Source organism: Mesorhizobium erdmanii (assembly GCF_013170725.1).
Lineage (GTDB): Bacteria > Pseudomonadota > Alphaproteobacteria > Rhizobiales > Rhizobiaceae > Mesorhizobium > Mesorhizobium erdmanii.
Map to the genome: position 1 here is coordinate 2,400,704 of NZ_CP033361.1, position 23,718 is coordinate 2,424,421.

General features: G+C 63.1%; 26 protein-coding genes. 7 read left to right on the forward strand and 19 right to left on the reverse strand.

The genetic code is table 11. From position 1 onward, the window contains the following. The first annotated feature begins 10 nt into the window (after nucleotides 1–10). The gene (locus EB233_RS11580) at nucleotides 11–370 is read left to right on the forward strand and encodes a tRNA-binding protein (RefSeq protein WP_027055366.1); all 360 of its coding nucleotides are present in this window, start codon (nucleotides 11–13) and stop codon (nucleotides 368–370) included. A 260-nt stretch (nucleotides 371–630) separates the two neighbouring features. On the opposite strand, the gene EB233_RS11585 is transcribed toward EB233_RS11580, so the two are convergent. The 4 genes from EB233_RS11585 to EB233_RS11600 form a co-directional block, all read right to left on the reverse strand. Beyond that, the gene (locus tag EB233_RS11585; RefSeq protein ID WP_064989658.1) at nucleotides 631–1,653 is read right to left on the reverse strand and encodes a glycosyltransferase family 4 protein; all 1,023 of its coding nucleotides are present in this window, start codon (nucleotides 1,651–1,653) and stop codon (nucleotides 631–633) included. 209 nt (nucleotides 1,654–1,862) lie between these two features. Then, a complete protein-coding gene (locus EB233_RS11590; RefSeq protein ID WP_081294080.1) occupies nucleotides 1,863–3,278 on the reverse strand; it encodes an ATP-binding protein in 1,416 nt (471 codons plus the stop codon). Nucleotides 3,279–3,379: 101 nt separating this feature from the next. Beyond that, on the reverse strand, nucleotides 3,380–4,099 hold the full coding sequence (locus tag EB233_RS11595; protein ID WP_064989657.1) for a response regulator: 720 nt from the start codon (nucleotides 4,097–4,099) through the stop codon (nucleotides 3,380–3,382). Next, nucleotides 4,086–4,619, reverse strand: a complete 534-nt coding sequence (locus EB233_RS11600; protein WP_064989740.1) for a MarR family winged helix-turn-helix transcriptional regulator — start codon at nucleotides 4,617–4,619, stop codon at nucleotides 4,086–4,088. Before EB233_RS11600 ends, EB233_RS11595 begins: the two co-directional genes overlap by 14 nt. Nucleotides 4,620–4,878: 259 nt before the next feature. Between EB233_RS11600 and EB233_RS11605 the strand changes: the two genes are divergently transcribed. The 3 genes from EB233_RS11605 (at nucleotide 4,879) to EB233_RS11615 (ending at nucleotide 7,012) form a co-directional block, all read left to right on the forward strand. Continuing rightward, nucleotides 4,879–5,772 carry a branched-chain amino acid aminotransferase gene (locus EB233_RS11605; RefSeq protein ID WP_027055060.1) on the forward strand — a complete coding sequence of 298 codons (894 nt, stop codon included), beginning with the start codon at nucleotides 4,879–4,881 and terminating at the stop codon, nucleotides 5,770–5,772. 145 nt (nucleotides 5,773–5,917) lie between these two features. Next, complete coding sequence (locus EB233_RS11610) at nucleotides 5,918–6,232, forward strand: hypothetical protein (RefSeq protein ID WP_064989656.1); 315 nt, start codon at nucleotides 5,918–5,920, stop codon at nucleotides 6,230–6,232. A gap of 141 nt (nucleotides 6,233–6,373) precedes the next feature. Further along, a complete protein-coding gene (locus EB233_RS11615) occupies nucleotides 6,374–7,012 on the forward strand; it encodes an MBL fold metallo-hydrolase (protein ID WP_064989739.1) in 639 nt (212 codons plus the stop codon). 100 nt (nucleotides 7,013–7,112) lie between these two features. Here EB233_RS11615 and EB233_RS11620 read toward each other — a convergent pair whose 3' ends face one another. From EB233_RS11620 to EB233_RS11630, 3 genes are all read right to left on the reverse strand, one after another. Continuing rightward, nucleotides 7,113–7,538: a BA14K family protein gene (locus EB233_RS11620; RefSeq protein ID WP_064989655.1), complete on the reverse strand. Its 426-nt coding sequence runs from the start codon at nucleotides 7,536–7,538 to the stop codon at nucleotides 7,113–7,115. Between the two features lie 194 nt (nucleotides 7,539–7,732). Continuing rightward, entirely contained in the window at nucleotides 7,733–7,945 is a 213-nt protein-coding gene (locus EB233_RS11625) for a cold-shock protein (protein WP_008877668.1), read from the reverse strand. 275 nt (nucleotides 7,946–8,220) lie between these two features. Beyond that, a complete protein-coding gene (locus EB233_RS11630) occupies nucleotides 8,221–8,433 on the reverse strand; it encodes a cold-shock protein (protein WP_006202520.1) in 213 nt (70 codons plus the stop codon). 584 nt (nucleotides 8,434–9,017) lie between these two features. On the opposite strand from EB233_RS11630, the gene EB233_RS11635 reads away from it, so the two are divergent. Beyond that, nucleotides 9,018–9,422, forward strand: coding sequence for a Kazal-type serine protease inhibitor family protein (locus EB233_RS11635; RefSeq protein ID WP_064989738.1), 405 nt, complete (start codon nucleotides 9,018–9,020; stop codon nucleotides 9,420–9,422). A gap of 16 nt (nucleotides 9,423–9,438) precedes the next feature. Here EB233_RS11635 and EB233_RS11640 read toward each other — a convergent pair whose 3' ends face one another. Further along, complete coding sequence (locus EB233_RS11640) at nucleotides 9,439–10,056, reverse strand: flavodoxin family protein (RefSeq protein WP_064989654.1); 618 nt, start codon at nucleotides 10,054–10,056, stop codon at nucleotides 9,439–9,441. Nucleotides 10,057–10,301: 245 nt separating this feature from the next. Between EB233_RS11640 and EB233_RS11645 the strand changes: the two genes are divergently transcribed. Beyond that, complete coding sequence (locus EB233_RS11645; protein WP_064989653.1) at nucleotides 10,302–11,936, forward strand: tetratricopeptide repeat-containing sulfotransferase family protein; 1,635 nt, start codon at nucleotides 10,302–10,304, stop codon at nucleotides 11,934–11,936. 110 nt (nucleotides 11,937–12,046) lie between these two features. Here the strand turns inward: EB233_RS11645 and EB233_RS11650 are convergent, their stop codons facing one another. The 11 genes from EB233_RS11650 to EB233_RS11700 all read right to left on the reverse strand — a co-directional run bounded on the left by EB233_RS11650 (nucleotide 12,047) and on the right by EB233_RS11700 (nucleotide 22,831). Then, the gene (locus tag EB233_RS11650; protein ID WP_064989652.1) at nucleotides 12,047–12,400 is read right to left on the reverse strand and encodes a DUF1428 domain-containing protein; all 354 of its coding nucleotides are present in this window, start codon (nucleotides 12,398–12,400) and stop codon (nucleotides 12,047–12,049) included. 110 nt (nucleotides 12,401–12,510) lie between these two features. After that, the gene (locus tag EB233_RS11655; protein WP_064989737.1) at nucleotides 12,511–12,933 is read right to left on the reverse strand and encodes a VOC family protein; all 423 of its coding nucleotides are present in this window, start codon (nucleotides 12,931–12,933) and stop codon (nucleotides 12,511–12,513) included. A 154-nt stretch (nucleotides 12,934–13,087) separates the two neighbouring features. Further along, complete coding sequence (locus EB233_RS11660; RefSeq protein ID WP_032917983.1) at nucleotides 13,088–13,270, reverse strand: hypothetical protein; 183 nt, start codon at nucleotides 13,268–13,270, stop codon at nucleotides 13,088–13,090. Nucleotides 13,271–13,363: 93 nt separating this feature from the next. Beyond that, complete coding sequence (locus tag EB233_RS11665) at nucleotides 13,364–13,750, reverse strand: nuclear transport factor 2 family protein (protein ID WP_027055070.1); 387 nt, start codon at nucleotides 13,748–13,750, stop codon at nucleotides 13,364–13,366. Between the two features lie 85 nt (nucleotides 13,751–13,835). Beyond that, nucleotides 13,836–14,135: a HigA family addiction module antitoxin gene (locus tag EB233_RS11670; RefSeq protein WP_064989651.1), complete on the reverse strand. Its 300-nt coding sequence runs from the start codon at nucleotides 14,133–14,135 to the stop codon at nucleotides 13,836–13,838. A gap of 14 nt (nucleotides 14,136–14,149) precedes the next feature. Continuing rightward, on the reverse strand, nucleotides 14,150–14,431 hold the full coding sequence (locus EB233_RS11675; RefSeq protein WP_064989650.1) for a type II toxin-antitoxin system RelE/ParE family toxin: 282 nt from the start codon (nucleotides 14,429–14,431) through the stop codon (nucleotides 14,150–14,152). Between the two features lie 116 nt (nucleotides 14,432–14,547). Next, on the reverse strand, nucleotides 14,548–16,074 hold the full coding sequence (locus EB233_RS11680) for an ABC-F family ATP-binding cassette domain-containing protein (protein WP_064989649.1): 1,527 nt from the start codon (nucleotides 16,072–16,074) through the stop codon (nucleotides 14,548–14,550). Nucleotides 16,075–16,315: 241 nt separating this feature from the next. Continuing rightward, nucleotides 16,316–17,221, reverse strand: coding sequence for a DMT family transporter (locus EB233_RS11685; RefSeq protein WP_064989648.1), 906 nt, complete (start codon nucleotides 17,219–17,221; stop codon nucleotides 16,316–16,318). Nucleotides 17,222–17,391: 170 nt separating this feature from the next. Next, nucleotides 17,392–20,559: an excinuclease ABC subunit UvrB gene (gene uvrB, locus EB233_RS11690; protein WP_064989647.1), complete on the reverse strand. Its 3,168-nt coding sequence runs from the start codon at nucleotides 20,557–20,559 to the stop codon at nucleotides 17,392–17,394. 109 nt (nucleotides 20,560–20,668) lie between these two features. Continuing rightward, the gene (locus tag EB233_RS11695) at nucleotides 20,669–22,312 is read right to left on the reverse strand and encodes a DUF2778 domain-containing protein (RefSeq protein WP_064989646.1); all 1,644 of its coding nucleotides are present in this window, start codon (nucleotides 22,310–22,312) and stop codon (nucleotides 20,669–20,671) included. Nucleotides 22,313–22,525: 213 nt separating this feature from the next. Next, nucleotides 22,526–22,831 (reverse strand): hypothetical protein, encoded by a 306-nt coding sequence (locus EB233_RS11700; RefSeq protein ID WP_064989645.1) that lies wholly within the window; start codon nucleotides 22,829–22,831, stop codon nucleotides 22,526–22,528. On the opposite strand from EB233_RS11700, the gene EB233_RS11705 reads away from it, so the two are divergent. Continuing rightward, the gene (locus tag EB233_RS11705; protein ID WP_064989644.1) at nucleotides 22,830–23,699 is read left to right on the forward strand and encodes a protein-L-isoaspartate O-methyltransferase family protein; all 870 of its coding nucleotides are present in this window, start codon (nucleotides 22,830–22,832) and stop codon (nucleotides 23,697–23,699) included. The genes EB233_RS11700 and EB233_RS11705 overlap by 2 nt on opposite strands. Nucleotides 23,700–23,718 lie beyond the last annotated feature (19 nt).

The window sequence follows — 23,718 nt, forward strand, 5'->3', positions numbered from 1 at the left end:
CGGTACGCTAATGAGTGCAAGCAAAGAGCGTAAGCCCGAGATCAGTTTTGCCGATTTCGATCGTGTCGACATCCGCGCCGGCACGATCGTCGAGGCCGAGCCTTTCCCGGAAGCGCGCAAGCCTGCGTTCAAGTTGAAGATCGATTTCGGACCCGACATCGGCGTCAAGAAATCGTCGGCGCAGATTACCAAATATTATGCGCCCGAGACGCTGGTCGGGCGGCAGGTGTTCGCGGTGGTCAATTTCCCGCCACGCCAGATCGGGCCGTTCATGTCGGAAGTGCTGACGCTCGGCTTTCCCGACGAGGAGGGCGCGGTGGTACTCGGCGCCATCGAGCGCAAGGTGCCGGACGGCGGAAGATTGTTTTAATTTTCGTCATCCACGGGCGTAGCGGGCGCGGAGCGCGCGCGCAGACCCGAGGATCCATGCCGCGACAGCTGCCGAAGAACGGGGCGATCCGGAAAGGTCGTCTTCACAAGCATATACGACTTTGCGGTCGGTCCGCAGATTCTGCACCGCGAAGCCGCTCGCAGGTCACGGAATGGATCCTCGGGTCTGCGCGCCGGCTTCGCCGACGCTCCGCCCGTGGATGACGAAGGAGGGAGGCCCGCCATCCTGCGCGCCAGGCGTTAGGCCGCCAGCTTCCGCGTCCTGCCAAGCGCCTCCTCGACCGTGTCAAGAAACATCTCGGCGCAAGCCTTCCAGCTGTAGCGCATGGCGCGTTCGCGGGCATCGGCGCGGTCGACCTTGAGGGCGGTTAGAGAGGCCTCACGCAAATCGTTAGAGACCGCGCCGCCAAAGCCGTCGCCGACAATGTCGATCGGCCCGGTCACCGGATAGGCGGCGACCGGTGTGCCGCTGGCCAGCGCCTCGATGATGACGTTGCCGAACGTGTCGGTGCGGCTGGGGAAGACGAAGACGTCGGCCGAGGCATAGATCTCCGCCAGTTCATCATTCGGACGGTGGCCGAGGAAATTCGCCTTGGGATATTTTGCCTTGAGCTTGGCAAGCTCGGGCCCTTCGCCGACGATCACCTTGCTGCCGGGAAGGTCGAGGTCGAGGAAGGCGGGAAGGTTCTTTTCAATGGCGACGCGGCCGACACAGAGGAACACCGGGCCGGGGAAGCCGAGGTCCTTTCTCTTGTCCGGGCGGAAATGGTCGGTGTCGACGCCGCGCGTCCATGGCCGCAATTTGTTGAAGCCACGCGCCGAAAGATCGTCGGCGAGCGACTGGGTGGCGACCAGCGTGCCCTGGCCGGAATTGTGGAAATCGCGCAGCCAGCGATAGGCCCAGCTTTCCGGCACCGGCAGGCGGGCGCTCAGATATTCGGGAAAGCGCGTGTGATAGCTGGTGGTGAACGGCCGGCCGGCATTGCGGCAATAGCGCCGCGCCATGATGCCGAGCGGGCCTTCGGTGACGATGTGGACGTGGTCGGCCTTGTAGCCGTCGATCAGCCGCGCGACATGGCCGGGCGTGGTCAGCGCCAGGCGGATGTCGGGGTAGGTCGGCAGGGGCAGCGTGCGAAAGATGTTGGGGGTCAGGAAGTCCACCGCGACGTCGAAGGATTTCAGCGTTTCGGTGAGCCGCTCCAGCGTGTGGACGACGCCATTGACTTGCGGGCGCCAGGCGTCGGTGACCATCAATATGCGCATGGCGGCCCTTTGCTCCGGAGGTCGACGGTTGCCTTGAGACGATGCCGGAACGGCGACCAGCCGGATGCCCTCGCTTCGCTCCAACGCACCCGCGCCGGTACGGCGTCGAAGTGAGGCGGCAAGGCCGAATCAACTGTAGTCGCGCGTTTCATGCGCGCTCTTCACCATGATTTCATGACGAGCGGATGAAGCTTGATATCTGGCCTTGCCTAGGCCGGAACCTTGATGATGGCCCGCAGGCCACCGAGCGGGCTGTCGTCGAGGGTGATGTCGCCGCCATGGCTGCGGGCGATGTCGCGGGCGATCGACAGGCCGAGCCCGGTGCCGCTGGCATCGAGGTTGCGGGCCTCGTCGAGCCGCACGAACGGCTTGAACACATCCTCGCGTTTGTCGTCCGGGATGCCGGGACCGTTATCGTCGACGGTGACCACCAGCGATCCTCGGCCATGATTGGCGCTGACCTCCACCGTCCTGGCGTAGCGGAAGGCATTGCCGATGACGTTGGACAGCAGCCGGGCGAAGGCGTTCGGCCTGACATGCACGGTAGGATCGCCGGAAAGCGTCGTCGACAGCTTGCATTTGCGCAAGGCCGCTTCTTCACTGAGCTTCTGGAAATATGCTTCGAGGTCGAAACGACCCGGGTCTTCCGAAGCCTCGCCGCGGGCAAAGGCGAGGTATCCCTCGAGCATCGACTGCATGTCGTCGATGTCCTGGTTCAGCGCCGCCTTGGTCTCGGTCTTGCCGCCGGCCAGCGCCAGCTGCAGCTTGAAGCGGGTGAGGATGGTTCGCAGATCATGGCTGACGCCAGTCAGCATGGCGGTGCGCTGTTCGATCTGGCGCTCGATGCGCTCGCGCATCTGGATGAAGGCAAAGCCGGCGCGGCGAACCTCCTCGGCGCCGCGCGGGCGAAAATCGCGCGGCATCGGCCGGCCCTTGCCGAAGCTTTCGGCGGCCTCGGCCAGCGTCAGGATCGGCCGGATCTGGTTGCGCAGGAAAGGGATGGCGATCATCAGGAGCACCAGCGAGGTGCCGACCATCCAGATCAGGAAGATGTGGGTGTTCGAGGCATAGGCCTGACTGCGGCGTACGAAGACGCGCAGCACCTTGTTCTCGAGCTGGACGCGCACCTCGACGATGTTGGAATTGCCGACCGTGTCGATCCAGAAAGGCCGGTTGATCTGGCGGGTGATCTCGGCAGACAGAACGTCGTCGAGGATCGAGAAGAACGGTTTTGGACCGGGCGGCGGCAAGGGATCGGGCGGCAGCAGATCGACCTTCAGCTGCATGCGGTCCTGGGCGATGCGGATGATGTTGGCGTAGTCGGCGTCGTGCGGGTAGGTCTCGATCAGGTCGATGATGGCGGCGATGTCGCGCACGGTGGCTTGCGACAGGCGCTGCGTCACCGTCGCCCAATGGCGTTCCATGAAGACGAAGGCGACGACCGATTGCAAAAGGATCATCGGGGCGATGACGATGATCAGCGAGCGCGCATAGAGGCGCTTTGGCATATAGAGCGAAACGAGGCGCCAGAATCGGTTCCAGATGCGCGACACCGCCTTGAGCGTTCGCGTGGCGCGTGCGCTCAAGCCGTCATTTCCCGGCTGTTCCAGTTCCGTGGTCGCCATTGGCTCTTTTCATTTCGTCCGCAGCACTAGATGGAGCATGACTTTTTTCGAAAGCCGGTTCCCGCTTTTCGGGATCATGCTCTAGCGCCGCGTCCGCTACTCTATTCCACGCTGAGCCGATACCCAATACCGCGCACCGTCTGCAGCCAGACGGGGTTGGACGGATCGCGCTCGATCTTGCGGCGCAGCCGGTTGATCTGGACGTCGATGGTGCGCTCGCCGACCTCCGAATCGTCGCCGACCAGCTCGTGACGCGGTATGGTCTCGCCGGCGCGCGCGGCAAAGATCGCCAGGATCTCCTGCTCGCGGTCGGTCAGCTTCAGCGCCTCGCCGCCACGCTTCAGTTCGCGCCTGGCGATCTGGAAGGTGTAGGGGCCGAAGACCAGCTGTTCGACCTTGGGCGTCGTCGCCGGGCCGCCGCGGCGCAAGATGTTGTTGATGCGCAGGATCAGCTCGCGCGGGTCGAAGGGTTTGGGCAGATAGTCGTCGGCGCCGGCCTCGAGCCCCAAGATGCGGCTGTCGGTTTCCGACAGCGCCGTCAGCATCAGGATCGGCACATTCTTTTCGGCGCGCAGCGATTTGGTGAGGTCGACGCCGCTTTCGCCAGGCATCATGACATCGAGCACGAGGAGGTCGAAATCGAGGCCGATGAGCTTGCGCCTGGCCTCGCCGGCGTTGCCGGCGACGGTGACGCGAAAGCCGTTCTCCGTCAGATACTGTTTGAGAAGATTACGGATGCGGGTGTCGTCATCGACCACGAGCAGATGCGGCGCGTCATCGTCCGGTGCGGCTGCCTGATCGACCCTCTCAGTGCTCTCCATGGCTTTTCCCTGACATTTTCGCGGACCCAACGTCGATCTGATCTCTCAGTTCCGGATTGACCATCGCTTCGAGGAAGCGTTCCACCAAGGTCCGTTCGGTGGCGCCGGAATCCTCCAATGCAGCACGGATGCGGCGCGACTGTGGCCGTGCCAGGGCCAAGGCCAGCGCGCGGCCCTTGGCCGTCGGGTAGAGTTCGCGCTGGCGACGGTCGCGCGGACCTTGCAACTGCACGACATGGTCGGTGTCGATCAGCTGCTTGAGCACGCGCGCCAGGCTCTGCTTGGTGATCTTCAGCACGTCGAGCAATTCGGCAACCGTCAGTCCCGGCCGGCGGTTGACGAAATGCAGCACCCGGTGGTGGGCACGGCCGAAGCCATAGTCGGCCAGGATCTGGTCGGGATCGGAGGTGAAGTCGCGGTAGGCGAAGAAAAACAGTTCGATGATGGCGAAGTCGATGCCGTCCTCGACTGACATCGCGGTCCTGATCGGTTTTCCGGCGGCTGAGCTTCGATCCGTCATCATTTCTCCATGGGAACGGGAGATTATGTCAGTACTATTGACGTAATTTCCCCGCAATGGTAATTTTTGACAAGCTTTTGGGCGGATTGCGAACGAAAAGGCAAGGCAGGCCGGTTTTTCCGGAACTTCCTGAGTTTGCCAGAGCGCGATTATCCGCTTACGCTTTGCAACCCGGCCGGCGTCGCCAATCATCCGGCGCGGTCAAAAAGAACAAGCAACGACACAAGGACATGCGGGCCGCGGCCCGCGGGAGGTTACCATGGCATCCGTTCCCTTCGATCAACTGGACGGCTTCATCTGGATGAATGGCGAGTTCGTTCCATGGGGCGATGCCAAGGTCCATGTGCTGACGCACGGTCTGCACTACGCCAGCGCGGTCTTCGAGGGTGAGCGCGCCTATGGCGGCGAGATCTTCAAGCTCAACGAGCATACTGAGCGCCTGCATGAGTCGGCGCGCCTGCTCGGCTTCAAGATTCCCTATTCGGTCGCCGAGCTCAACGACGCCTCGACCACGTTGTTGAAGAAGCAGGGTTTCCAGGATGCGTATGTCAGGCCGATCGCTTGGCGCGGCAGCGAACAGATGGGCGTTTCGGCGCAGAACAACCGCATCAACTGCGCCATCGCCATCTGGCAGTGGCCGAGCTATTTCGACCCGGCACAGAAGCTGAAGGGCATCCGCCTCGACATCGCCGAATGGCGCCGGCCCGACCCGCGTACGGCGCCATCACGGTCGAAGGCCGCCGGCCTCTACATGATCTGCACCATGTCCAAGCACGCCGCCGAAGCGAAAGGCTATGCCGACGCCATGATGCTAGACTGGCGCGGGCAAGTGGCGGAGGCTACGGGCGCCAACATCTTCTTCGTCAAGGACGGCAAGATTCACACGCCGAAGCCCGACTGCTTCCTCGACGGCATCACCCGCCGCACGGTTATCGGGCTGGCCAGGGATCGCGGCCTGGAAGTCATCGAACGGGCCATCCTGCCGGAAGAACTCGAAGGCTTCGAACAATGCTTCCTGACCGGGACGGCAGCGGAAGTAACGCCGGTTTCGGAGATCGGCCCTTACCGATTCGAGGTCGGCGAGATCGCCAAGAACCTTATGAACGACTATTCTGCCGCGGTTCAACCCAAGCACGCCATCGCCGCAGAATAACGATAGTCACAGCTTTTCACGCAAGCAGGGGCGGTTTTCGAGCCGCCCCTTTTATTTAAGCGTTTCTGCATTTGACTTTCATCCAGTTCGGCGTCTCATGATCGTGTCGGCCCGGGAGGCTGGCAGCTATGGAGGGACTCATCATATGGACATGAACACGCTTCTTCCGATCATCGTTCAGATCATTACAGGCATCATCGGCGGTCAGGCGGTCGGCGCGGCAATCAAGACGGCGGCGATGGGGCAGCTTCCCAAAATCCTGGGCGGAGCCATTGGCGGCGTCGGCGGCGCGGCGATTCTGGGCAGCCTGCTCGGCCACGGGATCGATCCGGCCGCGGCCGCCGCGGCAACGAGTGGCCTCGGCAGTTCGCTCAACCTGCAGAACATCGTCGGTGGTGCCGGCGGCGGCGCGATCCTGACCGGCATCATCGGTGCGGTCATGGGTGCCATGAAGAAGTAGACCTGGACGGTCCAAGGTTGTTCAGATGGGCGGCTTCGGCCGCCCATTTCCATTTATGGGATGACTGACTGTTCGTCTTTCGGGGGGTGGACGCGTTTCGCCCGCGCCTCTACATCACCCGTGAACATCGAAAGGACGATCATGGGTCAGCTCAATGCAGGCATCGTGCCGGTCACTCCGTTTCAGCAGAACTGCACCATCCTGTTCGACATGGACGACAAGCATGGCGTCGTCGTCGATCCGGGTGGCGATATTGACAAGGTGCTGGCAGCGCTGAAGGACAATGCGATCACGGCCGGGGCAATCTGGATCACCCATGGCCATATCGACCATGCCGGCGGCGCCATGGAACTGAAGGAAGCGCTCGGTATCGAGATTATCGGCCCGCATGAAGCCGACAAAGCCTTGCTCGACAATCTGGAGAACCAGGGCAGGCGCTACGGCCTATCAGGCTCGCGCAACTGCGTGCCCGACCGGTTCCTCACCGAAGGCGAGACCGTGTCGTTCGGCGCGCATGTCTTCGAAGTTCTGCATTGCCCCGGCCATGCGCCGGGCCACGTCGTCTACTACAACCGCGCGGCCAAGTTCGCCCATGTCGGCGACGTGCTGTTTCGCGGCTCGGTCGGCCGCACCGACCTGCCGGGCGGCGACCACGCGACGCTGATCGCCTCGATCAAGGAAAAGCTTTTGCCGCTCGGAGACGATATCGGCTTCATCTGCGGCCACGGCCCTGGCAGCCGTTTCGGCGATGAGCGAAGGACCAATCCGTTCCTGACTTGAATTCCGGGATCGAGCAGTGCCGGCCTGTGAAGGCCCGAGGCTGTCGATAAAATAAAAAAGCGCTGGCCTCGCGGTCAGCGCTTTTTGGGGCAGGGAAGCCTCAATTGGCAGTGCAGAAATGCTGCTCGCCGTCATTGCCGGTGAATGTGCCGGTGCGGCTATTGAAGGTGCGGTAGCGGTCCGAGCAGTACTCGTACCAGCCACGGGTCCACGGCTCGGCATAGCGATCGGCATAGACGACCTGTGGCTCGGCGTAATAGCGACGGACCGGGGCCGGGCGCACCACGACGTCACGATCGTAGCCGTCATCATAGTAGCGGTCAGCGTAGGGCGGGGGCTGATCATTGGCCAACGCGCCACCGATCAGCGCGCCGGCGGCGAGGCCAAGCACGCCAGCGGCAATGGCATCGCCATTACCGTGGTGGCGGTGATGACGCCAGTCATCGGCGTTGGCCGCGGGCAAGGCCACAAGCATGGTGGCGGCCACGGCGGCGGACAGCACGGCAGTCTTGAAAATTCGGTTCATCTTGCGTCTCCTTCGTACCGGGCCTTGCAGTTTTGCAGGGGATGCGGTCCGGCTTTACCCAAGACTAATATGCGACCGTGGCTGAACGGGGGCTGAACGGATTTCGACATGTCTATCTAAAAAAGGCGCCGAGACATCGCACGCCGCTCAATGAGCGGAAGTGCCGCCGGTGGCCTGCCTTGTCTGAAGCCGGCTCAGCCGACCGACAGATTGACGGCCTTGGGTCCCTTGCCGCGCTTGTCCGGCTCGGTGTCGAAAGTTACTTTCTGCCCATCTTCGAGACCGGGAAGACCCGACGCCTGCACGGCCGAAATGTGGACGAAGACATCCTTCGCGCCATCGTCCGGCGTGATGAAGCCGAAGCCCTTGGCATGGTTGAAGAATTTGACGGTGCCGGTCTGCGGCATGGGAAGCTCCTTTGATCCCATAAACTCCAGTCTCGGGCCGGCAAATGCCCGAGAGGAAATTTGTCCTTTATTTTAGCGTCATCGGCAAGAGAAAGTTTTGCGGGCACTTACGCAGCGTCAGTGCCTTGGAAAAGCAGCGGATATGAAAAAAGTTCCGACATGAATAAAGGCGCGACGAAAATCGCCGCGCCTTCGGAATTCGTCAGTGCTCCAGCCGCCGTTTGGGACTGAAGCCTCCTTCGCACGCCACCGAGGACGCGCGGAGCGCGGATGCCTCAGGCCGCGCGGAGATTAACGGCCTTCGGGCCCTTGCCCATGCGGTCCGGCTCGACGTCGAAGGTGACCTTCTGGCCATCGACGAGCGTGCGCAGGCCCGATGCCTCGATCGCGGAAATATGGACGAACACGTCCTTGGCGCCGCCGTCGGGCGTGATGAAACCGAAGCCTTTGGTCGCGTTGAAGAATTTAACGGTGCCGGTCTGGGCCATTGGGGAAACTCCTTCACCCGTTCAGTCTTTGGTGGTCCTGCCCGCCACCTGGCGTCGAGGGCAGTTCCCGGTGGTTGCTTCGGCAGTCATGCATTGGCGCATGGTCAAACCCCCCGCCGAAAACGGGGCCGTCAGAGATTCACAGTATCGGGGAAAGGTCGTCCAAAACGTTCCGCTCTCCGGGTCGCAAATGCCCGAACACGGAATTTATCGCACGGAAACGTGAAGGTTGCAAGATAGCGCCGCGGGCGGCCACATTGGGGCGCATCCCGACGCAAGAATCGACAAATCGAGGCGTCGACCGGCCGCAGATAGGCCTCGTTGCCCAGGGGGTCATCGGCCCACAGAGCAGGTCACGCATGGGCCAGAGGCGATGATTGCCCGCCGACCCGCCCGGCGTCGCGGCAGGTCCATCCGTCATCTTCCCGCCGCTCCCGCGAGCGGGGGTTGCAATTGGCAGTGGAATGGCGAGGATCGCACCGCAGGGAACTGATTTAAGCTTTGTTTTTAACGGGTTTCATTGTCCGCGAACACTGCACGCTCTTGAGCGAGATGCATGGCTGGGGATATCGAGGGAGATGATCATGAAGTTTCTGGGGGCAGTCTTTTCACGGCAAATCTTTACAATCCTGTTCCTGTCGGCACTTCTTGCCGCCTGCACTGTTGTCGTCGATGAGGGGCCGGGGCCGCGCCCGCGTCCGCCGCGCCCTGAACCGCAATATTGCACCAGGCAATACGAGCCGGTCTGCGCCCGGCGTGGCGGCGACCGCCAGACCTTCGCCAATGCCTGCCTTGCCGACCGTGCCGGCTACCGCATCGTGCGCGACGGTCCTTGCCGCGAAAGCGGCGGTGGCGGTGAGCAGCAGACGTTCTGCACCCGCGAATACGCTCCGGTCTGCGCCCGCCGCCACGGCGAGACGCGCAGCTTCCCCAATGCCTGCGAGGCGCGCGCCGCGGATTACCGCATTGTCGGCGACGGGCCGTGCTGAGGAGGCAGGAACTCCGTTACTTGTCCACGCCGATATAGGCTTTGCCTTTCAACAGGGTAGCCAGATGTGCCGCATTTGACGCGGCCATGTCGATCATTCCGTCGACCTCTTCGGGGGTCGCCGGCAGGTCGACGTAGTTGACGTCGCCCATGGCTTCGCCCACCCAGTAGACGCCGCCATTGGCCGGTATGGTGAAGCCCACATCGTTGAGCGCCTGGAAGCATTCGGCATGGCAATGGTGCGCGCCGTCCTCGTTGCCGACGATCGCCACCAGCGCCACCTTGCCGGCGGCCGGCATGCGGCCCTTGTCGTCGGTTTCGGAAAGGAAAGCGTCCATGCGCTCCATGACGCGCTTGGCGACGCTGGAGGGTTGGCCCATCCAGATCGGCAGGCCGAGAATAAAGATATCGGCGGAGATGATTTTCTCGCGCAGGTCGGGCCAGTCGTCGCCCTTGCCCATATCGGAGAGCACACCGGCCTTGATGTCGTGATCGAGGGCGCGCACGACCTCACCCCGCACCCCATGCGGCTTAAGCGCCGAAAGCAGATCGGCGATGATCTTGTCGGTAGAGGATTTTTCCTTGTCACCGGAGGCTTTCAGGGAACAGTTGATGGCAAAGGCGGTGAGGGGCATGGGTCGACTCCTGCATTTGGCTGTGCGGACTCAACGTCGCGAGATGCTTCTGGTTGCGCACTTCCCGGGCGGCCTTGACCGTTCGCGCGCCAGTCCACACTCTTGAATCTCTCCTCGCCATGGCTTAGGTCCCGCAGGCGCACAAACACGGCAGGTGTCCCATCAACAGAGATCAGAGAAGAGCAGCGGGTGCTGGAGCCAGGTCTGGCGCGGGGGGACAGCCGCCGCTGGGCCTCGACCAGTATGTGCAGCAGGCACTGCAGCTGCACCAGGCCGGACGCCGGCAAGAGGCAGAGGCGATCTACCGGCAAGTCCTGGCGCGCCAGCCCAAACACGCGGCGGCTGCCCATTTCCTGGGGCTGCTGCTGCATCAGACCGGACGCAGCGAAGAAGGGCTGGACCTCCTCGAGCAGTCGGTGAGCCTGCAGCCGTCGAACGCCGATTTCCTCAACAATTTCGGCACGGTGATGCGCGACCTCGGCCGTGTCGCGGCGGCAATCGACTTCTTCCGTGGCGCGGTGGATCTGCGGCCGGAGCAACTCGCCGCGCGCGACAATCTTGGCTCGTCGTTGAAGCAACTCGGCCAGTTCGAGGAGGCCGAAGAGATCTATCGCGGCACGGTCGCGCGCAATCCCTTTCACGTGCGCGCCCGCACCGGGCTTGCCGAAACCCTGCAGGAAGCCGGACGGCTGGACGAGGCGCTGGCGGTTTTTCGCGAGGCGCTGGCCATTCGGCCGAAGGATGCCGACCTGTTGCACGGGCTCGGCGTCGGGCTGATGGAAAAGGGCAAGCTCGACGAGGCGGCCGATCTGTTCCGGCAGGCGTTGGCGATCAATCCCGGCATGGCAACGGCCTGGCTGATGCTGACACAGGTCAAGCGCCAGAAGGAGCGCGACACGGAATTGGCCGGCATGGAAGCCCAGCATGCCAAGGCGCCGCAGGACAGCCTTGCCCGCATGCAGCTGTCCTTCGGCCTCGGCAAGGCCAATGACGATTTGAAAGATTACAACAGGGCCTTCGACTATTTCGCCGAAGGCAATGCCATCCGCCGCAAGTGGATCAACTATGATCCCGTCCGGACACGCGCCGAATTCGAGGCGATGAAGACGGTGTTCGATGCCGGCTTTTTCGAAAGGCACAGGCCTAGCCCGATCACCGATGACGCGCCGATCTTCGTCGTCGGCATGCCGCGTTCGGGCACGACTCTGGTCGAGCAGATCATCGCCAGCCATCCCAAGGTCTATGGCGCCGGCGAGCTCAGCATCCTGAAGAAGGTAGTCGGCAAGCAGTTTCCGGCCAACATGCCTGGCGGCTTTCCCTGGGGCGTGTCGGATACGGACGATGGGGATTTTGCCGAGGCAGGCCAGGCCTATCTCGACATGCTGCATGCCCGCTATCCGCATATCAGCCACGTCACCGACAAGATGCCGGGCAACTTCCTGCTTGTCGGCTTCATTCACATGATGATGCCCAAGGCAAAGATCATCCACTGCGCCCGCGACGCGGCGGCAACCTGCCTGTCGATCTACAAGGTGCATTTCCGAGGCGACAGCCACCGCTATGGCTATGACCTCGGCGAACTCGCAGACTTCCACAATCTCTACACCGACATCATGGCACATTGGCACAAGGTGCTGCCCGGCGTCGTGCACGATGTGCGCTACGAGGATTTCGTCGCCGATCAGGAAGGCCAGAGCCGGACGCTCATCGACTATCTCGGCCTGCCGTGGGACGATGCCGTGCTGTCCTTCCACCAGACCGACCGGCCGGTGCGCACGGCGTCCGCCGCGCAGGTGCGCCAGCCGATGTATCAAGGCTCGGTCGATTTGTGGAAGCGCTATGGAGACCGGTTGAAGCCGCTGCTGGATAGGCTGGATTAGCATAGAGGTCGCGGATAGCCGAAGCCTCTCAGCTTCGTCATCCTATGGTCTGCGCCGCGTCGCTTCGCTCCTTGCTTCGCCATGGGATGACGAAGCGATGGACCAGCGGTTCAAAGTTCGATGAAGGGCTGGAAGCCGCCGAAGATCATGCGCTTCATATCGAAGGGCATGGGTCCCCAATCGGGTGTCAGTCTCGGGTCGGCCATCACCTTGGCCATCACCGCGTCGCGGCTTTGCCTGGATTCGTAGACCGCCCAGGCGAAGACGACGGTCTCGTCGTCTTTGGCCTGAACGGCGCGCGGGAACGAGGTCAGCTCGCCATAAGGCACGTCGTCGCCGATACATTCGACATAGGCGAGCGCACCGTGTTCCTTCCATATGGGACCTGCGAGGTTGGCGAGCTTTTTGTAGTCATCGAGTTTGGCCTTGGGCACGGCCAGCACGAAACCATCGACATAGGACATGGTGGTTCTCCTTCTGATGAGAAAGAAGCGCCGGGTCGGCGGGGATACGACCCGGCGCGGTGAGCGCGTCAGCCCTGCCATTGGCCGGCGACGGCCGCTCGCCAGGAAATCTACTTGACCGGCGCGTTCATCGCCCAGGCGACACCGAACGGATCGTTCAGCTGGCCCCAGCGGTCGCCCCAGAACATCACCTGCAACGGCGTGGCCACTTCGCAGCCGGCGTCGACGGCGCGCTGCCACCAGCTGTCGATCTCGCCATCGTCGAGATGGAGCTGCAGCGTATAGCCTTGCGCCGCCTTGTGCGGATGGCCATGCTCGGGGTAGGCGTCGCCCAGCATCAGCGTCGAGCCGTTGACGTGGAGATGGATGTGCATGGTGCGGCCTTTTTCGTCGGCCGGATAGGCAAACACCTGCTTGGCGCCGAAGGCCTTCTTGTAAAATTCGGCAGCCTTGAAGGCGCCATCGACCTGAAGATAGGAGGTCAATCCGCCAAGCACTTCTGCCCTTGGCTGAACGGGGGTCTGGTCAGTCATGTCTTGCTCCTCTTTGCGTTTGCTGGCCTTGCGAACCAAAGGACGCACGAGGTGACGGCAATCCTACATCGCCGGGACTTTTTTCAAAGACGGGCCGGACAGGCCGGGCGACCGGCGGTTTTGCGCGACAATCGCATGGACCGGCTGGTCGCGGTCATATGACCTTGGCCGTGAAGGTGGTTGCACGACGGCGGTCTTGCGCGTCGAAGATTTCCGGAAAGCCGATGTCCTTGCGTAGCTCGGCGGGCAGGGAAAGCAGGATGCGCTCGCTGCGATGGCGGGCACGTGCCGCCGCATACCGGGTTGCGATGCGACCGATGGATGAAAGGACGGACATGACAAGTTCTCCCTGGGTTGGTGCCGGCATCATCATGTCGGCATCCCAAGGACGCGGCCGGTTCAGGCGATCCGACAGACCGTCGAAATTATTTCAGATGACCGCGGCGGCGAGCGCCGTGTCATAATACTCCACCATCTCGGTGATCTTGCCGTCGCGAACCGTCCAGAAATCGGCGGTGCGCATGACAAGCTCCTGGCCGGTGGTTCTGCGCGTCAGATGGATTTCGACCTGCGCCGCGATCTTGTCGCCGCCGTCGACCAAGTCCACCGGAACGAAGCTGCGGTATTCGAAATCACGGTCAAGCGCCACGAGGCGGGCCAGGAACTCTTCCTTGCCGTTGCCGGCTGCTATGAACGGTGCCTGCGGTTCTGCGACCCAGCGAAAGACGACATCGTCGGAGCAGTGCGCCAACGCGCCCGCGATGTCACGTTTTGCATAGGCCTCATAAAGGTTCTTGACGAGATCCACCCCGCGCATGACCGGTTTCCTCCCTCGGTTCGCGAACCCTGAGAATGCGCCTTTTCCGACACGTGGGAAAGTGCGGACTACTGGGCCGCTTGCTTCAAGCCGCGGCCTCCATGCGTTCGATCGCATCAAGGTCGGCCTTCTTGGCCTCGCCCTCGACGGCAAGGTCGTAGCTCGCCTGCATGTTCATCCAGAACTGCGGCGTGGTTCCGAAAAACTTGGCAAGGCGTAGCGCGGTGTCCGGCGTCACCGGTGTTGCCTCGCTGGCCAAGCGCTCGATGCGTGTGCGTGGCACATGCAGTCTTTTGGCCAGTGAATAGGGCTTCATGCCAAGCGGGACGAGGTATTCCTCTCGAAGGATTTCTCCGGGATGGATAGGCGGGTTGATATCAAGCATTTTACACCTGTCCTTCAATGGTAGTCGGTTATTTCGACATTCTCGGCTTGTCCGTCCAACCAGCGAAAGCAGATGCGAAACTGATCGTTGATGCGGATCGAATGCTGACCGGCACGGCTGCCTTTCAGGGGCTCAAGCCTGTTGCCGGGAGGCGTCTTAAGGTCCGACAACTCGGTCGCGTTGTCGATCATGAACAGTTTCCGTTGGGCTGATCGGAGAAGGTCCGATGGGAACCCCTTTGGAGCCTTGCCGTTCGAAACGGCCTCGGTGGTCTTGTCCTTGAACGAGCGTATCATCTGCCGAATCCAATGGACGTACCATCGCATGATACGTTTCTGAAATCAACCAAACGTCTCATGAAATGATACGAGACTCCGACCTGCCGACGGCAGGCCGGAATTCTGGACGCAGCTTAACTGGCGCCGTCGGCCACCTCGCGGAAAAAGTCCTCGGGATCCTCGACTTCAGTCAGCCGCCGCTTCTCGATCAGCCAGAAGCGATTACCGATGGCGCGGATGAAGGAGCGGTCGTGCGAGGCGAGGACCGAGCTTGCCTGGTGCTTGAGCAACTCCTCTTCCAGCGCTTCCTGGCCGTCTATGTCGAGATGGTTGGTCGGCTCGTCGAGCAGGTAGAAGTTGGGATTGGCGAGCCTCAGTGCGAGCATCATCAACCGTGCTTTCTGGCCGCCCGACAGCGCGCCGATCTTCTTCTCCTGCATTTCGATGACCACGCCGGCGCCGGCAAGCAGCGAGCGGGCGCGCTGTTCGCCGACATCGTAGTGGCGCGACAGCATCGCCAGCGGCGTGTCGTCGCCGCTGATGCCGGACAGCTCCTGGTCGCTGTAGCCAAGCACCGTCGACGGCGTCACCTTCACATCAGGCACCGTATCCGGCTCGAGGATGGCGTTGCGGATCAGGCTGACGAAGCGCGACTTGCCGACGCCGTTGCGGCCGAGCAGGACGATGCGATCGCCCTGGCAGATATGGCGTTTGCCGGTCCTGAACAGCAGCGTGCCGTCGGGCGTTTCCACCGCCGCGTCCTCGAGCGTGATCAGCACCTTGGCGTGGGTCCCGCGGTTGGCCAGCCGGATCGCTCCGGCGGAGCGCTCGCGATGCGCCGATACGGCGGCGTCCTCCAGCTTTTCGGCCCTGTCCCTGAGCTGCTTGGTCTTCACCGTCAAAAGGTCGCTGCCGGAATTGATGCCGATGTTGTTGAGCTTGGCGGCCTGCTTGCGCAGCTGCTGGGCGACCTTCATGTCGCGCTCGAACTTGCGCGCCATCGAGGCATCGAGCTCGTCGAGCGCCTGCCTGGCACGGGAGTAGGGCAATGCAAACACCGGCGATTGTTCCGGGCGCAGGAACAGCGTCCGGTTGGTGGTGGCGTCGAGGAAGGCGCGGTCATGGCTGGCAATGACGACGGGCACCTCGCGCGGCAGCGCGTTCAGCCAGCTTTCCAACTGGCTGATGCGGGCAAGGTCGAGATGGTTGGTCGGTTCGTCGAGCAGCAGAACGTCGGGATCGGTGACCCAGACGCGGGCGATCAGCGCCAGCCTCTGCCAGCCGCCGCTCAGCGCCTGCATTTTCCGCTCGCGCATCGCCTCCGGCACGTCGAGTGAGTCCAGTACCACGTCGACGCGCCACATCTCGCTGTCGGCCTGTTCGGCCGGCAAGGCATCGGCCACTACCTGATGGAAGCTGCGGCCGAGCAAAGCAGGGGGAACGGATTGTTCGACATGGCCGACGCGCAGGCCGCGCGTGCGGGTGATGTCGCCTGATGTCGGCTCCATCCCGCCGGTCAGGCATTTGAGCAAGGTCGTCTTGCCGCGGCCGTTGGCGGCAACGATGCCGAGGCGGTCGCCGCTGCCGATGGTAAGATCGAGGTTGAAGAACAGCGGCGCACTCATGCTGACGCCTAGGGATTTGAGGCTGAGAAGGGCCATTTTTGATTTCTCTGGTCTTGCCGGGAACCGGCTCAATGCACTTTGACGGTGCGCGCCATCAGAACAGGCGTTGCGCACCACGAAGGGCAGACCAAAAAATCGAAGCGGGAAAAACCCGGACCGTCCTGGTCAGCCCTGCAAGCTCACCTGCAGGGCAGAAATCGGGCCACGCTGACGGTGGTGACGAAAAAACGCAAACACGTGAGCCCTCCTTTCAAGACGTTCGAGTGTTGGGAACTGGCTACACCAAAGGCGGGGCCGATGGCAAGAGTGCGGCTTCCACGCGGCGGGGGAACGGGTCCAGCACCAATATGCAACCGCCGATGATCGCCACCGCGCCGAAGCCCTGGATGACGGTAAGCGACTCGCCAAGCAGCACCGTGCCAACCAGCACCGCGATAGTGGTCACGGCGAATTCGACGCTGATCGTCCGGGTCGCGCCGATGCTGGCCACCAACCGGAAATAGACGACATAGGTCAGCGCGCTCATAACGCAGGCGAGGAGGACGAGATAGAGGAAGTCCATGGCGTTCGGCATGGCCGGCACCGGCACGGCGAAAAGCAGCGGCAGCGTCATCAGCCCGCCGAACAGGAAGGCGGCGCTGGTGAGTTCGAGCGAACCGGCCGAGCGCAGATGGCGGTTGGCGTAGTTGCTGCCGAAAGCGGCGGAGAACGAGCTGAACAGCGAGGCGGCACAGCCGAACGCGAAGGAGGGCGTGATTGGCACGGCGGGGAAGCCGACCAGAACGATGATGCCGGAGGCGCCGAGCAGCAGGCCGGCCAACCCGCGAAGGGTGATGCGTTCAAGCCCCCATAGCTGGCCAAGGATCATCGAGAACAGCGGGATGGCGGCGACCAGGATCGCGGCCATCGCCGTGCCGATGCGCGGGGTGGCGTAGGACAGGCCGATCAGCTGCGCCGCGACCGTCGTCGCGCCAACCACGGCGAAGTGCTGCAAGCCGGCGCTGAAATCGAGCCGTCGCCGCATCGCGGCGGCGAGCACGAAGAGCGTGCAGCCCGCCATCAGCGACCGCAAGGTCACCGCGCCGACCCAGCCGAAGGCATGTACGACCTTGAGCAGGACAAGGAAAGACAGGCCCCAGGTGACGGCCAGGAAGATGTAGGCGGCAATATCCCTGGGTTTCATGAACGGGCGGCCGGCGGCGGTTTGTTTCCGGAGCGGAAGGGCAGGACTGCAAGGCCCGTACAGATTCCACCGGCGGCTGGCAAGGACGGGTGCGTGGTCCAGAAGCGGTTGCCGGTGAAGTTGGTCGAAGACGAGCTTTATGTTGGAGCGATAGAGATGGCGAAGGATCGCTACCGCCCCGGTCTGCCGGTCTTGCCCGGCCGACGCTTCTCCCGACGCGCGTCGCCTGGATCCTCGTAAGAACCGATGCCGGCGCGCTGGCGAACGATGGGCTTGCCATCGCGATCTTTCGCGCCCTCTGCCCTGCCGGGTATCTCTCCCACTTGGGGGGAGATCGGCTGCGGCTTCGTCGGCACCTTTCCTTCGACCGGCTTTTCCGTCCGCCGCACCGTCATCTCGTCGAGGGAGTTCTTCTTGAACAGCGGTTTGACCGGCTCGCCCGGAATGCCGAAGTCGGAGCCATGCGCTTCGGATGCCGACTGTTTCTTGAACAGCGAACGCGACACAGCACCCGCCGGCGTCGGCATATCGGTGCCGGGGCCCATATCGTCAATCGAGGGCTTGGCGAATAACGGCTTCTTCACAGGCACGGCGCCGTCGGCGCCCATTTCGTCGAGCGCAGGCTTGCGGAAGAGGTTGGGCCGGGCGGCCTTGGCCGCTTCTTCGGCGGCGCGCGCTTCGTCGAGCTTGCGGAAACGCTCCTGTTCCTCTGCCGTTCGATGCTTGGCCACGCCCTTGTTGTGCTTGCCCTTTTCACGGCCCGACGCGGGACTTTGGCCTTCCACCTCGCGCGCCAGCGGATCGTCGGAGATCGACAGCTCCATCTCGCGCAGTCGCTTGATCTCGTCGCGGATGCGGGCCGCCTTCTCGAAGTCGAGATTGGCGGCGGCGTCGCGCATCTGCTTGTCCAGCGCATCGAGATGGGCCTTGAAATTGTTGCCCATCATGGCGCCGGCGCTATCGGTGAACTGCGAGATGTCGGCGCGGACGTGGTCTTTCTCGTAGACCGAGTCCAGAATGTCGGAAATGCGCGACTTGACCGATTCCGGGGTGATGCCGTTGGCGGCGTTCCACTCCATCTGCTTTTCGCGGCGACGGTTGGTCTCGGCCATCGCCCGTTCCATCGAGCCGGTGACCTGGTCGGCATAGAGGATGACCTTGCCGTCGACATTTCTGGCGGCGCGGCCGATGGTCTGGATCAGCGACGTCTCGGAGCGCAGGAAACCTTCCTTGTCGGCGTCGAGAATGGCGACGAAGCCGCATTCGGGAATATCGAGGCCTTCGCGCAGCAGGTTGATGCCGACCAGCACGTCGAAGGCGCCGAGGCGCAGATCGCGCAGGATCTCGATGCGCTCCAGCGTATCGATGTCGGAATGCATGTAGCGCACGCGCACGCCCTGTTCGTGCAGGTACTCGGTCAGGTCCTCGGCCATGCGCTTGGTCAGCACGGTGACCAGGGTGCGGTAGCCGGCGGCCGTGGTCTCGCGGATCTCGCCGACCACATCGTCGACTTGGCTTTTCGCCGGGCGCACCTCGACAGGCGGGTCGATCAGCCCGGTCGGACGGATGACTTGCTCGGCGAAGACGCCGCCGGACTGCTCCATCTCCCAGCCGCCCGGCGTTGCCGACACCGCGACCGAGAGCGGGCGCATCGCGTCCCATTCCTCGAAGCGCAGCGGCCGGTTGTCCATGCAGGAGGGCAGGCGGAAGCCGTATTCGGCCAGCGTCGCCTTGCGCCGGAAGTCGCCGCGATACATGCCGCCAATCTGCGGCACGGTGACGTGGCTTTCGTCGATGAACACCAGCGCATTGTCGGGAATGTATTCGAACAAGGTAGGCGGCGGATCGCCCGGCTGGCGGCCGGTGAGATAGCGCGAATAGTTCTCGATACCGGCGCAGGAGCCGGTGGCTTCCAGCATTTCGAGGTCGAAGCGGGTGCGCTGCTCCAGGCGCTGCGCCTCCAGCAGGCGGCCGGCCCGCTCCAGTTCCACCAGACGCTGCTTGAGCTCTTCCTTAATCGACTTGATCGCCTGGTTCAGCGTCGGGCGCGGCGTCACATAGTGTGAGTTGGCGTAGATCTTGACGCTCTTCAACTCGCCTGTCTTCTGGCCGGTCAGCGGATCGAATTCGGTGATCTGCTCGATCTCGTCGCCGAACATCGAGATGCGCCAGGCGCGGTCTTCCAGGTGGGCCGGGAAAATCTCGATCGTGTCGCCGCGCACGCGGAAGGAGCCGCGCACAAAATTGATGTCCTGGCGCTTATACTGCTGGGCGACGAGGTCGGCGAGCAGCGCGCGCTGGTCGAGCCGGTCGCCGATCTGCATCTGGAAGGTCATCGCCGTATAGGTCTCGACCGAGCCGATACCGTAGATGCAGGACACCGAGGCGACGATGATGACATCGTCGCGTTCGAGCAGCGAGCGCGTCGCCGAATGGCGCATGCGGTCGATCTGTTCGTTGATCGAGGATTCCTTCTCGATGAAGGTGTCGGTGCGCGGGACGTAGGCTTCCGGCTGGTAATAGTCGTAATAGGAGACGAAATACTCCACCGCATTTTCGGGGAAGAATTTCTTGAACTCGGAATAGAGCTGTGCCGCCAGCGTCTTGTTGGGCGCCAGGATCAAAGCGGGGCGCTGCGTTTCCTCGATCACCTTGGCCATGGTGAAGGTTTTGCCCGAACCGGTGACGCCAAGCAGCACCTGGGTGCGGTCGTTGTTGTCGACGCCTTCGACAAGATCCTTGATGGCGGTCGGCTGGTCGCCGGCCGGTTCGAAGTCGGACACCATCTTGATGGTGATGCCGCCTTCTGACTTTTCCGGACGGGCAGGGCGGTGTGGCGTCCACAGCACGCCATCCTTGTGCAGCGGATTGCCGGATTCGATCAGCGCCGACAGCGCGGCGACCGTAGCGGTGACGCCGCTCGACGTCATCGTCTCGGCTTCTTCCAGCGAGATGTCTAGGCCGGCGACCGGGTTGAGGCCGGCTGCCGTGCGTTCACGCGCGGTGGCCGCGCCGCCCATCGAGGTGCCGCGTGCCGTGCGGCCGGGCGCGGCGGAACGCTCTGGAATCTTCTTCGACGGCTTTGCCGCTTTGCCGCCGTCGCCCCTGCCGGCCTGGCGGCCTTCGCGCTCCGCCTCCTGTTCGATCTGCTCGGCCCAGTCGGCGATCGAACCGGTCAGCGGCGTGCCCGACAGTTCGGGCTGCGGCATCTCGGCGAAGCCGCCCTTGTGCAACGGCTCCGAGGCGTCGAGGAAATCGGTCAGCGGACTGCGCCGCTTCGGCGCGGCGCGGTCGTCATTCGCCGTCGGCGGCGTTCTCTTGTCGGGGGATTTGGCCATGCCCCAAATATGGGATCTCTCAGCCAAAATGGAAAGAGCGCGATGAGGGCGCGCCGGCGGCCCGGCGATGCTCCTGACAGAAGGCTGTCAGGAGGTGGGGCGCCTTGTCTCAGGCGCCGTTTCCGTTCGACGCGACCCGGGTCAGCGATCCGTTAAGGCGATCCACCACGACGAGGCGTGTAACCTTGCCCTTCTTGAAAGCCGCGAGGAAGCGGGCGTAGTCCCTGAAGACGACGCAGCCATTGGACTCGGCGCGGCCGCCGCGCAGCATATAGGTGTGGGCGAGCAGGCCGTTGCGGTTGTACTTGTTGCCGCCGCTGACCGGGGTAAGGCGCAAAGCCTCGACGCCGTGGAAGCGGGATTCGCGCAGCGACAGATTGTAGGTGTTGGGCGGCGTCGGGCCACGATCCTTCACGTGGACATAGCGCGGCTGATCGACCATGGAGCCGAGACCGGAATGCGCCTCGAGCCGCTGGCCGTCCGGCATGTAGACGGTCTTGGCGCTGATGTCATAGACGGCGACGCCATGGCCGGCGCCGCTTCCGCCGCTCGGGCCGTTGAACAGGTTCCTGAAGGCCTGGCCAAGGCCGCCCGAAGGCGTGTCCGGCTTGGCATAGGCCAGCACGTCACCGCCTTCGCCAGATCGACCTTGCCGCGCCGGTCTTGCCGGCTGGGCTTGCTGAACCGGCTTCGCCTGCGGCGCCGGTTTCTGCTGGGCGAGCTTGGGCTGAGCAATCTTGGGCTGAGCAATCTTGGGCTGCGGAGCCGGTTCATCCTGTTCCACGGCCTTGGGCTGTCGTGGCGCGTCATATTGCGGGCGGCGGCTCGGCAACGGCACGTCGTCGGTCAGTGCGTCCGGTAGCGAAGCGGCATCGCCGGGCTGTTCCGGCTGGGTCTCGACTGACGCAACCGCGACATCGGCCGAGGAGTCCTGCATCGGCAGCGGCGCGGCGAATGCCTCGTCCTCGACCGGCATCGACTCGACGAGGGCCAACGCCAGCTGGGTGTTGTCAGGTGTCTGGGATTGGGCGAAGCCCTGCGGGGCCGGCGCGGTCTGCACGACAGCGGACCCGGCATCGACGCGGGCGAAGCGTTCCGCCGCCGGAGCCGGCATGGCGTCGGACAGGCTGGCCACGACCTCGACGGACGGCACCAGCGATGCCTGGGTAATCTGTGCTCCGATGCTGGAAATAACCGGACGGGCATCGGCCGTGGTGACAGGCTTGCCTGCGCCGGCAAAGGCGGCGGCCAGTCTGGTCGGCGACAGCGACGCTTCCATACGTTCGAAACGCTCCTGCGCCTTCGACTTCAGGATTGGCTGTTCCGGCCTTGCCCGCGCCACGAGGCGGGAGGATTTCTCCGCCAGCGGGCTGACACTGGCCAGCTTGAAACAGTTCGCACCGCATTGCACGGCATGATCGTGCAGGGCCTGTGCACCGCCATGGGCATTGGCCAGCACGAATGGCGCCGAGGACCTGAGGAAATGCTGCTTCAGCGGGTCGGCCATTGCCAGCGAGCCCGGCATGGCCAGCGTCTGCGGCAGACCGCCAGACGTTGCCGATAGCGAGGCGCCGACGGAGCTGAGGCCAGCCATGGTGCCGATCAGCCAAAGGCCGACGGCAGCGCCGGCGCCGGGCACCGCGACCCAGCGGACGATCCGTTTCGGGTTGAGGAAAGGGGCACGCTGCGCATCGACGAACTCGCCGCCCTCGCGCTGGTCCCAGCTTATTTTGTGTTTACTCGACAACGCCATGCAACCAATCTCGCTCCAATCGGTTTTCCCCGTACGTGGCCTTGTCAGCCGCGACGACCATTCTGCGAGTGATCCCAGGGTGGTCCCCGACGCGTTTGCCGCGTCTGTCGTTGATTGCCGATTGCTTCAAAATATGGACAAAGTTGGTTAACCAATCCCTCTCAAATCCAACTTTGAGACGTGGACTTTGTGCCAAAAAAGGCTCGTCCACGATCATGCACGCGGTATTTCAGCCCTTCCGATGCAGGTTTGCTGCCTGTTTTTGGTGACCGAGTCAAGCAAAACAGCCGTCTCTAATACAAGGCAAAGGCACTCCAGCGGGCCCTGCGGCAATGCGGCGCGCCATTTCACGGTGCTGAAAAAGCCGATGGCATCCGCAAAACTGTTGCCCGCTTGCCACAAAATTTCGGCCCGGACGGCCGCCTCCCGACGGCCATTGACTCGTTTTGGGAGGCGGTGCAATCGGTTGAAGTGGTTGGTTTGGGGGTGGCAAAGGCCACTTTTGGAGGCTTTTTGCATGAAGCGTCGGGATTTCTTGGCGCTGTCGGCAGGTGCGGCGGCGTTTTCCATTCTTCCGGCCACCGTCAGGGCTGCCCTGCCGGCGCCTTACGACCGCAACGCTGAAGTCCCGTTTAAGGATAAAAAGTCGTTCATCGACTGGATGGTCGCCAATCGCGGCGAGGACCCGAAGTTTCTGGCCGAGCGATTCGATCGCTTCCAGATCATGGTCTACAACAAGGACGTGCTGGACGACCGCAACAAGCGCGCCTTCCTTTCCACGCCGCGTGAGGAATTCGTGCTGCCGCAGAATCTGGGGCGCGCCTACGACCACGCCTTCCTCGACATCGGCTATGGGGTGACCATCTCGGGTCCGCATCTGGTCGGGCGCATGACGACGGCGATCGACGTACAGTTCGGCGAGGCCGTGCTCGAGATCGGCACCGGCTCCGGCTACCAGTCGGCCTATCTCGCCAACCTCACCGACAAGGTGCATACGATCGAGATCATCAATCCGCTGGCGCAGCGCACGCGGCGCACCTATGACGCGCTGATCGGTCGCGGCTACAGCGTGTTCGGCTCGGTCACCAGCCGCAACGCCGACGGCTATTATGGCTGGGAGAGCGTCGGTCCGTTCGACAAGATCATCGTCACCTGCGGCATCGACCACATCCCGCCGTCGCTGCTGCAGCAGTTGAAGCCCAATGGCGTCATGGTCATTCCTGTCGGCCCGCCGGGCGCCCAGCACGTGCTCAAGGTGATCAAGCAGCAGCTCGCCGATGGCACGTTCAACATCGTCCGCTCGGACATCTACAATGGCAAGGTGGTGCCGTTCGTGCCGTTCACCAAGCTGGAAGGCGACCAGATCGTCGGCACGCATAACGGCTGAGTTTGGGCGCCAGTCCAAG